The sequence below is a fragment of the Kribbella amoyensis genome (genome assembly GCF_007828865.1).
GTDB classification, from domain to species: Bacteria; Actinomycetota; Actinomycetes; order Propionibacteriales; family Kribbellaceae; genus Kribbella; species Kribbella amoyensis.
Map to the genome: position 1 here is coordinate 450236 of NZ_VIVK01000002.1, position 11404 is coordinate 461639.

Below are 11404 nucleotides of genomic sequence, written 5' to 3' on the forward strand. Positions count from 1 at the left end.
GTCAGTACTTGGCGAGTTCGAGGACGGACTCGAAGATGGTGGCCGGGGTCGGCACGATGGCCTCCTCGAGCGGAACGCCGACCGGGATCGGCACCCGGTGCGTACCGATCCGGTGGATCGGCCCGTCCAGGTCGGTGAACAGGTCGCGCGCGGCCCAGCTCGCGATCTCCGAGCCCCAGCCGCCGTACTCGACCGCTTCGTAGACCACGGCCAGCTTGGACGTCTTGCGGACCGAGGCCGCGACCGTGCCGTAGTCCAGCGGCCACAGGTACCGCATGTCGACGACCTCGATGGAGAAGCCGGCCTCGGCCAGCAGGTCGGCGGCCTCGAGGCTGGCGCCGACCATCCGGCCGGCCGACACGATCGTGACGTCGTCACCGGGCCGGCGGACGGCGGCGCGCAGGCCCCGCGGTCCCTCGGCCGGATCGATCTCCTCGGCCAGCCGGAAGTACAGGTTCTTGTTCTCGAAGAACATCACCGGGTCGTCCAGCCGGACGGCTTCGCGCAGCATCCAGTACGCGTCCGACGGGGTGCTGGGCATCGCGACGATCAGGCCGGGCGTCTGGGCGAACCAGCTTTCGAGCGCCTGGCTGTGCTGCGGCCCGTGATTGGTGCCGGCCCCACCGGGCAGCCGGACCACCAGCGGAACCGAGAACTGGCCGTTGCTCATGTAATGGATCTTCGCGGCGAAGTTGACCAGCTGGTCCATCGCCAGCATCACGAAATCGGAGAACATGATCTCGACGATCGGGCGCATCCCCGCGGTGGCGGCGCCGGCCGCGAAGCCGGCCAGCGCCCCCTCGGAGATCGGCGAGTCCAGCACCCGGTCCTCGCCGTACTTGTCCACCAGGCCCTTCGTCACCGTGAACACGCCACCGAGCGCGCCGACCTCCTCGCCGAGCACGACGACCGACTGGTCCGCGGACAGCTCGGCGTCGATCGCCGCTCTGATCGCCTCAGCGAACTTCAAGGTGTCCATTCCACTCCAGTCCCTTCGTGGCATAGACGGTCTCGAACGCCGTCCTCGGGTGCGGTGACTGGCCGGCCTCGGCGCTTTGCAGAGCGAGCGCGACGAGGCCCGCGACCTCTTCGTCGATGCCGGCCGCGCGACCGGGGTGGTGCTGTTCGACGAGCCGGCGAGCCGCCGCGAGCGGGTCGTTGGCGCTCAGCCAGTCGGTGCCGTCGGTCTTCGGGCGATAGCGGTAGTCGGCATCGTTGATGCTGTGCGCCCGGACCCGGTAGACGACGCACTCCAGGAAGGCCGGCCGGCCGGACCGGGTGTACTCGACCAGTTCCTTGCTGATCTCGCTCACGGCCCGCACATCCTTGCCGTCGACAACCTCCGCGCGCAGTCCCATCGCCGCGACCTGGGCCGCGATGCTGCCGGGCGGCCCGAAGAGCCGCTCGACCGGCATCGAATGCGCCCAGCCGTTGTTCTCGCAGACGAACAAGCACGGCGCGGACCAGAACCTCGCCAGCCGCAGCGTCTCCGTGAACACCCCGTTCGCGAACGCCCCGTCGCCACCGAAGGAGACGGCGATGTCGTCGCGGCCCTGCCGCTTGAAGGCCCAGGCTGCCCCGGCCGCCCAGGGCACGCCGCCGGCGACGATCGCTGTCTCACCGAAGAAGCCGACGCTGCGGTCGTGCAGGTGCATCGAGGCGCCGCGGCCCCCGCTGGTGCCGTGCGTCTTCTTGAAGAGTTCGGCCAGCACGGCCTCCGCGCTGACCCCCTTCGCCAGGGCGTGGCCGTGGCCGCGGTGGGTGCTGGTCACCACGTCGGATCGCCGCAGATTCGCGCACACGCCGGCCGCGCAGGACTCCTGCCCCAGCGACGAGTGGAAGGAACCCGCGATCTTCCCGGCCCGATGGGACTTCTCGATCGCGAGCTCGACCGAACGGATCAGCAGCATCGACCGGTACAGCTCGGCCAGCTCGTCCAGCGCTGTGGGCTCCATGGAACTCCTGCTCACTATGCGTGCATCTGCTCGCATAGTGTTTCGCCGGGGTGGGCGATCTGTCAAGCACCCGGCGAGCCACCCCGGGGGCGGCAGTGGCTGGGCCAAGGACCGGGTCGCGTGGCTGGTTGGACCGGTGGGTCCAAAGTAGGGTGGCTGGATGGAACGCGTGCTGACGGCCAAGGGGCAGGCGACCCGGCAGCGGATCGTCGAAGGCGCCGCCGGGCTGGTCCGGCGGGACGGGGTCGCGGCCGTCGGGCTGGACGACATCCGCGCGGTGACCTCGACGAGCAAGAGCCAGCTCTTCCACTACTTCCCGGACGGCAAGGCCGATCTTCTGCTGGCGGTCGCGCGATACGAGGCGGACCAGGTGATCGAGGAGCAGTTGCCGCACCTCGGCGACCTCACTACCTGGCGCAAGTGGCAGGCGTGGCGGCGCCGGGTGATCCAGCGGTACGCCGCGCAGCGTGACGGGTGCTCGCTGTCGACGCTGACCGCGCAGCTCGGGTTGCCCACTGAGGAACGGCAGCAGATCGTGGGGGACCTGCTGGATCGCTGGCTGGACTACCTGATGAAGGGTGTGCAGGCGCTCAAGGACAGCGGCGAGATCGGTACCGACGTGGACGTACGGAAGTCGGCGGTCACGATCCTCACCGCGGTCACCGGTGGTGCGACGATGCTGGTCGCGACCCAGCGGATCGACTACCTCGACACCGCCCTCACCGAGGCGCTCGACAACCTCCGCCGTCCCCGCTCCTGACCACCGCCATCAGCAGGTTGCCCTCGCCACCCGTCTTCCTGAGACCCCGGCGTCAGCGTTTGCCCTCGCGCCATTCACGTTCGAACGGGAGGCGCCAGGCGTGCGGGGCGATCAGCTGGTGGATCGCGTTCGGTCCCCAGGTGCCCTGCGGGTACGGCTTGACCGGCGGCGGGTCCTCCAGCAGCGGGGTGGACCGCTCCCACAGCGACTCGATGCCCTCGGCCGTGGTGAAGAGGGTGTGGTCGCCGCGCATCGCGTCCAGGATCAGCCGCTCGTACGCCTCCAGCACGTCGGCCGCCGACTCGGTCTCCTGGGTGGAGAACTGCATCGACAGCTTCTCCAGCCGCATCCCCGGGCCGGGCCGCTTGCCGTAGAACGACAGCGAGACGCGGGACGAGTCGGCCAGGTCGAAGGTCAGGTGGTCCGGGCCCTGCGAGCCGACCCCGGAGCCGGCCGGGAACATCGTCTTCGGCGCCTCCTTGAACGCGATCGAGATGATCCGCATCCCCTCGGCCAGCCGCTTGCCGGTGCGCAGGTAGAACGGCACGCCGGCCCAGCGCCAGTTGTCGATGCCGACCTTCATCGCGATGAACGTCTCGGTGTCCGAGTCCGGCGCGACCCCCTCCTCGGTCCGGTACCCGGCGTACTGGCCGCGGACCACGTCGGCCGGGTGGATCGGCAGCATCGACCTGAAGACCTTGTTCTTCTCCTCCGAGATCGCCCGCGGCTCCAGCGCGGTCGGCGGCTCCATCGCGACGAAAGCGAGCACCTGCAGGACATGCGTGACCACCATGTCCTTGAACGCGCCGGTCGGCTCGTAGAAGGTGGCCCGCTGGTCCAGACCGAGCGACTCGGGGATGTCGATCTGCACGTGGTCGATGAAGTTGCGGTTCCAGATCGGCTCGAACAGGCCGTTGGCGAACCGGAAGGCGAGGATGTTCTGCGCCGCCTCCTTGCCGAGGAAGTGGTCGATCCGGAAGATCTGCTCCTCGGCGAACGTCTCGTGCACGAACGAGTTCAGCTCGACCGCGGTGGCCAGGTCGTCGCCGAACGGCTTCTCCATCACCACCCGGGCCCGGTCCACCAGGTCGGCGTCGCGGAGCATCTCGATCACCGAGCGCGCGGCCTTCGGCGGGACGGACAGGTAGTGCAGCCGGCAGGTGTCCGGGCCGAGCAGCGCCTCCGCCTTCTTCACCGCCATCGCCAGCGCGTCCGGCCCTTCGTCGCGGCAGACGTACTCGAGCCGCTCGGCGAACTGGGCGAACTGCTCCTCGGTCAGCTTGTGCATCCCGTAGGTCTCCACCGCGACCCGGGCGCGGGCCCGGAACTCCTCGGTGCTGAGCGGCTCGGTCGCCGTCCCGATGATCCGCACGTCGGGCGCGAACCGGGACTGCTGCAGGTACGCCAGGCCCGGCAGCAGTTTCCGCTTGGCCAGGTCACCGGTGGCGCCGAACAACACGATCACGTGCGGGGCGAGCGGGTCCGGGTCACGCCGGGCAGGCCGCGATCCCGGCGCCGGGTACGCGATGGTCTGGGTACTGTCCGGCATCCGACGATCCTTCCTCCGACGATCCGCGCCCGCGGCGGCCGCTCACCCGAAACTGTACGCCGCCGGCCAACCGGGAACCCGGCGGCAACTCGGGGCTGTGGACAACCCGGAAACTTCTACTGTGGAAGGTGTCCGATCGGTGTCCGGTTGTTCGTCGGTGGGGTGAGGAGAGGAGATCGCGTGAAGTACCTGCTGTTGATCTGCGGGGACGAGTCGGCCGAGGCACACGCCCAGGACGGCTGCGGTGACTGGTCGGAGGAGATGGAGAGCCGTGGTGTCGTCGAGGGTGGCGCCGGGCTGCGGCCGCCGTCGGAGGCGACCACGGTCCGGGTGCGCTCCGGCGAGTTGCTGCTGACGGACGGGCCGTTCGCGGAGACGAAGGAGCAGATCGGCGGCTTCGTACTGATCGACTGCGCCGACCTGGACGAGGCGATCGAGATCGCGGCGAAGCACCCGGCCGCGGGGTACGGGACGATCGAGATCCGCCCGCTGCTCGCCGGGCCGCCGGTCTGAGCGAGGCGGCGGAGCGGACGTGCGAGGACACCCGTGAGTGGGCCGTCGGTCGGTGACCGGCTCGACCACGTGTTCCGGGACGAGTGGGGCCAGGTGGTCGCCACGCTGATCGGGCTGACGGGGGACTGGGAGCTGGCCGAGGAGTGCGCGCAGGAGGCGTTCGCCACCGCGTTGCGCCGCTGGCCGGAGGACGGGATCCCGGACCGCCCCGGTGCCTGGCTGACCACGACGGCGCGGAACAAGGCGATGGACGTACTGCGCCGGGAGGCGGTCGGCGCGGCGAAGCTACGGGAGGTAGCTGCGATGACCGACCCGGACGACGAACTCGCCGCGGCCGACGGCGGTACCCTGCGCGCCCCGACCGACGACAGTGCTGTCCGGGACGACCGGCTGCGGCTGATGTTCACCTGTTGCCACCCGGCGCTGGCGATGGAGGCCCGCGTCGCGCTGACGTTGCGGACCCTGGCCGGTCTCAGCACGGCGGAGATCGCGCGCGCCTTCCTGGTGGGGGAGGAGGCGATGTCGAAACGGCTCACCCGAGCCAAGCGGAAGATCCAGCACGCCGGTATCCCGTACCGGGTGCCGCCCGATCACCTGCTGCCCGAGCGGACCCCCGCAGTACTGGCTGTGCTGTATCTGTTGTTCAACGAGGGGTACTCCGCGAGTGCCGGGGCCGACCTGGTCCGGCGGAGCCTGGCCGACGAGGCGATTCGCCTGACCAGGTTGCTCACCGACCTCATGCCTGACGAGCCCGAAGCCGCCGGTCTGCTCGCCCTGATGCTCCTGCACACGGCCCGCCGCGACACCCGGACCACGCCCGACGGCGAACTCGTCCCGCTCGACGAGCAGGACCGCACCCGCTGGCACCTGGACGAGATCGCCGCCGCCGAATCCTTGCTCACGGCAACACTCCGGCGAGGCCGGCCCGGGCCGTACCAGGTGCAGGCCGCGATCGCCGCCTGTCACGCCACCGCGCGGACGGCGGCCGACACCGACTGGCCGCAGATCGCCGCGCTGTACGCCCAGCTGGACCAGACGCCGGTGGTCGCGCTGAACCGCGCGGTCGCGATCGGCCTGGCCGACGGGCCCGCGATCGGCCTGCGCCTGCTGGACGACCTCGCCGCCGGCCCGCTCGCCGGGTACCACCTGCTGCCCGCGACCCGGGCCGACTTCCTCCGCCGCCTCGGCCGGACGACCGAGGCCGCGGACGCGTACCGGGCGGCGATCGACCTGGCCGGCACCGACGCGGAACGCCGGTACCTGCGCCGGCGGCTGGCCGAGGTGACCTGAACCTGTCCGTCGCCGCGGTCGCCGTTCGTCGGTGGGGTGAGAGGAGACTGCGATGACAGACATCAGAGCGGCCATCGCCGGCGAACGCACCGACCTCGCCGGCCTGCTCGCCACCCTGCCCGCCGACGACTGGGACCGCCCCACCCTGTGCGCGGGATGGCGCGTCCGTGAGGTGGTGGCCCACCTCACCATGCCCTACCGGTACTCCGGGGCCGCCGTGCTCCGAGGCGTCTTACGGGCCCGGGGCAACTTCAACCGCTTCGCCGACCGCGCCGCCCGCAAGGACGCGGCCACGTTGTCCGCAGGGGACCTGGTCACCTCACTGCGTGACAACGTGAACCACCCGTGGAAACCACCTGGAAGCGGACCCGAAGCAGCGCTGTCCCATGACGTCGTCCACGGCCTCGACATCACCGTCGGCCTGGGCCTCGACCGCGTCGTACCGCTCGACCGGCTCCGCCTCGTCCTCGACGGCACCGACCGCCGGAGCGTCAAGTACTTCGGCGTCGACCTGGCCGGCATCCAGCTGCGAGCCACCGACCTCGACTGGACCTACGGCACCGGCGAACCCGTCACCGGCCGCGCGCAGGACCTTCTGCTCGCCGTCTGCGGACGAACCCTCCCCGCCGGCCGCCTCACCGGTACCGAGGCGGCCCGCTTCACCGGAGGCGTCGGTCAGAGGCCGGGAGCGCCGTAGACGGGGAACCAGCGGGCCAGGTCGGGCTCGATGCGGAGGTCGTCCGTGACCACGGAGCGGATCTGCAGTTCGACGGTGTTGTCGCGGCGATCCGGGCCGGTCGGGGCGAACGGGTACCAGGTGCCTTGCTTGTACAGGTAGACGAGGCCGAGGGACTTGGTGCCGTTGCTGAAGGCGACCAGGGTGCAGAGCAGGGCCGAGCCGAAACCGTCGTCGACCAGCGCGCTGTTGACCGAGTGGAGATCCGTGACCAGCCCGGCCGTGTCCTCCGCGGTCGTCTGCCGGACCAGCCAGGTGAAGCCGTACGAGTCGACCTGGCTGCTGTACTTGCCGTTGTCCAGGGCAAGTAGTTGGTCGACCTCGCCCTGCAGCGCGGAGAAGCCACCGCCCTCGGCCGCCTTGAAGCAGACCGCGCCGACGCCGGTCGGGGCGTACCCGGTGGCCGCCTGCAGGTTGAGCGCGGCGGCCGGGAGGGCGAACAGCTGGTCGAGATTCGGGGGGACTGGTTTGGTACGGCCGAGGAGTGCGTCCAGGAAGCGCATCCGCATCACCCGGGCCGGCCGAGCTCGCGGGCGATGCCGGCCAGCTGGTCCAGTCGTTGTTCGAGCGGCGGGTGGGTGGCGAAGAGCTTGCCGAAGCTCGCTCCCGGCTTCAGCGCGGGCGCGAAGAAGAACGCGTTGAACGCCTGCGCCTGGCGCAGGTCGCGGGTCGGGATCTGGGCGATGTCGCCGCTCACCTTGGTCAGCGCGGACGCCAGCGACGACGGCCGCCCGGTGAGCACCGCGGACGCCCGGTCCGCGGCCAGCTCCCGGTACCGCGACAGCAGTCTGGTGAGCAGGAACGAGACGGCGTAGACGACGACGGACGCGAGCACCACGATCAGCGTGACCACGGCCGCGTTCTGGTCGCGGTTGCGGCCCAGTCCGCCGTACAGGCCGATCCGGGTCATCAGGCCGGCCAGCACCCCGAGGAACGAGGCGATCGTCATCACGGCCACGTCCCGGTGCGCCACGTGCGACAACTCGTGGGCCAGGACGCCTTCCAACTCGTCGGGCTCCAGCCGGCGGAGCAACCCTGTGGTCACGCAGATGACCGCCTTCTTCGGGCTGCGGCCGGTCGCGAACGCGTTCGGGAAGTCGGAGTCGGCGATCGCGACGGTCGGCTTCGGCATGTCGGCGAGCGCGCAGAGCCGGTCGATCGCGCCGTGCAACTGCGGCGCCTGCTCCGGCGTGACCACCTTGCCGTGCATGGCGTACAACGCGATCCGGTCGGAGAACCAGTACTGCCCGAACAGCAGCGCCCCGGCGATCACGATCGCCACGAATGCGCTCCGGGTCAGTGCGATCAGCACGGCCACGAACACGACGTAGAGCAACCCGAGCAGGAACCCGGTCGCCACCATCCGCCGGGACAGCCCCCGGTCGGGCTTGAAGCGCGTTTTCATCGGTTCACACCCCGCCTCCAGTACTCCTGAATGACAGCGTATGCCGTGCCCCCAACCGCACCCCAGCGGTTCGCGCCATTGCCCGATCCCCGGCGGGCCTGCCAGTCTGGCGGCATGGGCGGGGGAGGCCCTCGGGGGCGGACTGCTGAGGATCGGAAGGCCGTGGGGAAGGCGGCCCGGCGCCGGTTGCCGCGCCGGTCGCACGGGTGCTGGGAGCCGGCCGCGGACCGGCCGGACCCGATCGAGTTGCTCGAGGCCCAGGCGCGGACCCGGGAGCAGGACCTGGTCCCGGTCCGGTACGGGCGGATGCTGTCCTCGCCGTTCGCGTTCTTCCGCGGTGGCCCCGCGATCATGGCCAACGACCTGGCCGGCAGCCCGGACACCGGCCTGACCGTGCAGACCTGCGGGGACGCGCACCTGGCCAACTTCGGTCTGTTCGCCTCGCCGGAACGGGACCTGATCTTCGACGTCAACGACTTCGACGAGACGCTGCCCGGGCCGTGGGAGTGGGACGTGAAGAGGCTGGCCGCGAGTGTCGCCGTCGCGGCCCGGCAGAACGGCTTCCCGCGGAGCCGGCAGCACGACGTCGCCCGGCAGACGGTCCGCGGGTACCGGGAGGCGATGCTCGGGTTCGCGCGGCTGGCGACGCTCGACCTGTGGTATCTGCATCTGTCGTCGGAACAGCTGATCGAGGTCGCCGAGCAGCTCGAGAAGGAGTTCGGGGTCCAGGCGCCGAAGTTGTCGCCGAGGCGGCTCGAGAAGGTCTTCGCCCGGGCGCGGACGCGGGACAGCCTGACCGCGTACGGCAAGCTGGCCGAGCCCTATCGCGGCAATGTGCGACTGGCCAGTCGCCCGCCGTTGCTGGTCCCGCTCCGCGAACTGTGGCCGGCCGACGACGTCCGCGCGGCGGCCGCCGAGCTCGGGTTCACGGTCGACAGCTACCGGGCCAGTCTGCGGTCCGATCGGCAGGCACTGCTCGACCAGTTCGAGATCGTCGACCTGGCCCGCAAGGTGGTCGGCGTCGGCAGCGTCGGGACCCGCTGCTTCGTCGTCCTGCTGCGCGGCAAGGGACCGGACGACATGCTGGTGCTGCAGATCAAGCAGGCCGAGCCGAGCGTCCTCGAGGCCCACCTGGGCGACCACGGAGCGCGGAACCACGGGCAGCGGGTGGTGGGCGGTCAGTGTCTGCTGCAAGCCCTGCCCGACACGTTCCTCGGCTGGGCCGAAGCCCCCGACGGACGGGACTACTACGTCCGGCAACTGTGGGACATGAAGGGTGCGATCGACCCGACCAAGCTGACGCACGGCGGGCTCGGCGTGTACGGCGCGCTGTGCGGCTGGACGCTGGCCCGCGCGCACGGCCGAGGTGGCGACGAGGTCGCGATCGCGGGGTACCTGGGCCGGGGCGAGGTGTTCGACGAGGCGATCGCCGAATTCGCTGTCAGCTACGCCGACGTGAACGATCGGGACCATCGCGCGCTGGCCGCCGCGGTGGAGTCGGGGCGGGTCCAGGCCGTGAGCGGAGTCTGAGATCGATGCGGCCCGGCAGCCGTTGTCGGCCACCAAAAAACCCCGAACCAGGAGGTCCGGGGCACTGCTGTCACAAGGCGCCCCCGGCAGGATTCGAACCTGCGCACCCGCCTCCGGAGGGCGGTGCTCTATCCCCTGAGCTACGGGGGCTCAGGAACGAGCAGAACAGTAGCAGGAAATGCGGCAGGTCCCGAATCGGCCCCCACCCGGTGCGTCACGGAGCGTGGGCAGGGGTCTCCCTGAACCGACCCTGGGTCTGCCGCGTGGTGGGATCGATGCCGCCGCCGGACCCGTCATAGTGGTCGTAAGCCCAAGAGCTGAAAGGAAAACTGACCTCATGGCTACCAGCTTGGTCCGTCCGACCCGCAACCGCTGGATCGGTGGTGTCTGCGCCGGCCTGGCCCGCCGCTTCGGCATCTCGGCGAACGTGATGCGGCTCATCTTCGTGATCAGTTGCGTGCTGCCGGGCCCGCAGTTCCTGATCTACATCGCGCTCTGGATCCTGATGCCGTCGGAAGACTGACGCGACGAGTACCCCGCCCCGGCGTCCGGGCGCTCCGGCGGCCCATGACACCCTGCTGCCCATGAGAGCGGGGAGCCGGGCGGGTGCGGCGATCGCCGCCGCCCTGGTGGGCCTGCTCCCGGTCGTGAGCGCCTGCCAGGTCGGCCCGGCGCCGCCCGGTCCCGCCGAGAGCCGGACCGGGCCGCCACCGTGGGACGCCCCGCGCGACGCGGTCTCGTACATCGACGAGGCCGGGATGGAACGGCTGCCGCTCGACTTCAGCGGCCCGGCCCCGTACACCCTGCGGCTGACCGTCACGATCGACGGCCGGCCCGTCGAGGTCCCGGCCGGGATCGGCGTCGACCGGGTCCGCGCCGAGCAGGCCGCGATCCACACCCACACCGCCGACGGCCTGGTGTACGTGGAGGCGAAGACCACCGCCGAACGGCCCACTCTCGAACAGCTCTTCGCGCTCTGGGGTGTCCGCTACGACGGCTCCTGCCTGGGCGACGCCTGCGAGTCCGTCCAGGTCAAGGTCAACGGCGAACCGGCCGCCTGGGACACCAAGCTCACCCGCGACGCCAAGATCGAGGTCGCCGCGACGCACTGACCGGTGGCAGGAAGCTGGCAATCACCCGCCGGTCACCCTCGGCTCCGGTTGGCTGCTGTCATGCGAACCCTCAGGCTCCTCCCGGGCGCCGCCCTCCTCCTCGCGCTGGTGGCCTGCTCCTCGACCGACCCCGGCAGTACGGCTCAGGACGCCGCTCCGGTCGGCACGCCGACAACGGCCTCGCCGACTCCGGCCCCGACCACCACCTCGCAGAGCCCGGCCACGCCGAGCCCGAGTAAGCCGAGCCCGACTAAGCCCGCTGAGCCGCGGGCGGCGGACGGGTTCGACTACCAGGCGTGCCGGGACGCTGTCTGCGAGGTGTACGTGAAGACCGGGTCCAAGGTGCCGGTGAAGCGCAGCGTGGCCGGTTTCTCCACGCTCGTGGTCAGCAAAGTCGCCGCGACCGGTGTCGCGTTCGGCGGCAGGACGCCGAACATCAGCGTGAGCGCCAGTGGCCAGCGGGCCGGGTCCCGGTCGCGGCTCAACGGGCTCGACATCACCACCGTCGCGGTCAACCCGCCGCTCGCGATCCTGCGGCTGCGGACCAGTTGAGA

Annotated in this window: 13 protein-coding genes and 1 tRNA gene; 8 read left to right on the forward strand and 6 right to left on the reverse strand. The window is 70.8% G+C overall.

The window, feature by feature from the left end:
* Position 1 precedes the first annotated feature (1 nt).
* Complete coding sequence (locus tag FB561_RS32405; protein ID WP_202880968.1) at positions 2 to 970, reverse strand: alpha-ketoacid dehydrogenase subunit beta; 969 nt, start codon at positions 968 to 970, stop codon at positions 2 to 4.
* Positions 957 to 1955 (reverse strand): thiamine pyrophosphate-dependent dehydrogenase E1 component subunit alpha, encoded by a 999-nt coding sequence (locus FB561_RS32410; protein WP_170284914.1) that lies wholly within the window; start codon positions 1953 to 1955, stop codon positions 957 to 959. The genes FB561_RS32405 and FB561_RS32410 overlap by 14 nt, the downstream gene beginning before the upstream one ends.
* 160 nt (positions 1956 to 2115) lie before the next feature.
* Between FB561_RS32410 and FB561_RS32415 the strand changes: the two genes are divergently transcribed.
* Positions 2116 to 2715, forward strand: a complete 600-nt coding sequence (locus FB561_RS32415; protein WP_145813845.1) for a TetR/AcrR family transcriptional regulator — start codon at positions 2116 to 2118, stop codon at positions 2713 to 2715.
* A gap of 52 nt (positions 2716 to 2767) precedes the next feature.
* Here FB561_RS32415 and zwf read toward each other — a convergent pair whose 3' ends face one another.
* Positions 2768 to 4264 (reverse strand): glucose-6-phosphate dehydrogenase, encoded by a 1497-nt coding sequence (gene zwf, locus FB561_RS32420; RefSeq protein WP_145813846.1) that lies wholly within the window; start codon positions 4262 to 4264, stop codon positions 2768 to 2770.
* Positions 4265 to 4444: 180 nt separating this feature from the next.
* Here zwf and FB561_RS32425 point away from each other — a divergent pair, with 180 nt between their 5' ends.
* Genes FB561_RS32425 through FB561_RS32435 form a run of 3 tightly spaced genes read left to right on the forward strand, consistent with a single transcriptional unit; the run spans position 4445 to position 6764 of the window.
* Positions 4445 to 4777, forward strand: coding sequence for a YciI family protein (locus FB561_RS32425; RefSeq protein ID WP_145813847.1), 333 nt, complete (start codon positions 4445 to 4447; stop codon positions 4775 to 4777).
* A gap of 33 nt (positions 4778 to 4810) precedes the next feature.
* The gene (locus FB561_RS32430) at positions 4811 to 6067 is read left to right on the forward strand and encodes an RNA polymerase sigma factor (protein ID WP_145813848.1); all 1257 of its coding nucleotides are present in this window, start codon (positions 4811 to 4813) and stop codon (positions 6065 to 6067) included.
* Between the two features lie 52 nt (positions 6068 to 6119).
* A complete protein-coding gene (locus FB561_RS32435; protein WP_145813849.1) occupies positions 6120 to 6764 on the forward strand; it encodes a maleylpyruvate isomerase family mycothiol-dependent enzyme in 645 nt (214 codons plus the stop codon).
* On the opposite strand, the gene pspAB is transcribed toward FB561_RS32435, so the two are convergent.
* The gene (gene pspAB, locus FB561_RS32440) at positions 6743 to 7306 is read right to left on the reverse strand and encodes a PspA-associated protein PspAB (RefSeq protein WP_145813850.1); all 564 of its coding nucleotides are present in this window, start codon (positions 7304 to 7306) and stop codon (positions 6743 to 6745) included. The two genes, FB561_RS32435 and pspAB, sit on opposite strands and share 22 nt — an antisense overlap.
* Positions 7307 to 7311: 5 nt before the next feature.
* Positions 7312 to 8208: a zinc metalloprotease HtpX gene (gene htpX, locus FB561_RS32445; RefSeq protein WP_145813851.1), complete on the reverse strand. Its 897-nt coding sequence runs from the start codon at positions 8206 to 8208 to the stop codon at positions 7312 to 7314.
* A 162-nt stretch (positions 8209 to 8370) separates the two neighbouring features.
* Between htpX and FB561_RS32450 the strand changes: the two genes are divergently transcribed.
* On the forward strand, positions 8371 to 9738 hold the full coding sequence (locus FB561_RS32450; protein WP_238335262.1) for a DUF2252 domain-containing protein: 1368 nt from the start codon (positions 8371 to 8373) through the stop codon (positions 9736 to 9738).
* Between the two features lie 78 nt (positions 9739 to 9816).
* On the opposite strand, the gene FB561_RS32455 is transcribed toward FB561_RS32450, so the two are convergent.
* Positions 9817 to 9888: transfer RNA gene (locus tag FB561_RS32455), tRNA-Arg, on the reverse strand.
* A gap of 187 nt (positions 9889 to 10075) precedes the next feature.
* On the opposite strand from FB561_RS32455, the gene FB561_RS32460 reads away from it, so the two are divergent.
* From FB561_RS32460 to FB561_RS32470, 3 genes are all read left to right on the forward strand, one after another.
* Positions 10076 to 10261 carry a PspC domain-containing protein gene (locus tag FB561_RS32460; RefSeq protein WP_145813853.1) on the forward strand — a complete coding sequence of 62 codons (186 nt, stop codon included), beginning with the start codon at positions 10076 to 10078 and terminating at the stop codon, positions 10259 to 10261.
* Positions 10262 to 10322: 61 nt separating this feature from the next.
* Entirely contained in the window at positions 10323 to 10850 is a 528-nt protein-coding gene (locus FB561_RS32465; protein WP_145813854.1) for a hypothetical protein, read from the forward strand.
* Between the two features lie 60 nt (positions 10851 to 10910).
* Positions 10911 to 11402, forward strand: a complete 492-nt coding sequence (locus FB561_RS32470; RefSeq protein WP_145813855.1) for a hypothetical protein — start codon at positions 10911 to 10913, stop codon at positions 11400 to 11402.
* Positions 11403 to 11404 lie beyond the last annotated feature (2 nt).

Bases quoted from the DNA above. Each gene is read 5' to 3' on its own strand.
- FB561_RS32410 (WP_170284914.1), bottom strand. From the start codon at position 1,955: ATGGAGCCCACAGCGCTGGACGAGCTGGCCGAGCTGTACCGGTCGATG.
- FB561_RS32415 (WP_145813845.1), top strand. From the start codon at position 2,116: ATGGAACGCGTGCTGACGGCCAAGGGGCAGGCGACCCGGCAGCGGATC.
- zwf (WP_145813846.1), bottom strand. From the start codon at position 4,264: ATGCCGGACAGTACCCAGACCATCGCGTACCCGGCGCCGGGATCGCGG.
- FB561_RS32435 (WP_145813849.1), top strand. From the start codon at position 6,120: ATGACAGACATCAGAGCGGCCATCGCCGGCGAACGCACCGACCTCGCC.
- pspAB (WP_145813850.1), bottom strand. From the start codon at position 7,306: ATGCGCTTCCTGGACGCACTCCTCGGCCGTACCAAACCAGTCCCCCCG.
- htpX (WP_145813851.1), bottom strand. From the start codon at position 8,208: ATGAAAACGCGCTTCAAGCCCGACCGGGGGCTGTCCCGGCGGATGGTG.
- FB561_RS32460 (WP_145813853.1), top strand. From the start codon at position 10,076: ATGGCTACCAGCTTGGTCCGTCCGACCCGCAACCGCTGGATCGGTGGT.
- FB561_RS32465 (WP_145813854.1), top strand. From the start codon at position 10,323: ATGAGAGCGGGGAGCCGGGCGGGTGCGGCGATCGCCGCCGCCCTGGTG.
- FB561_RS32470 (WP_145813855.1), top strand. From the start codon at position 10,911: ATGCGAACCCTCAGGCTCCTCCCGGGCGCCGCCCTCCTCCTCGCGCTG.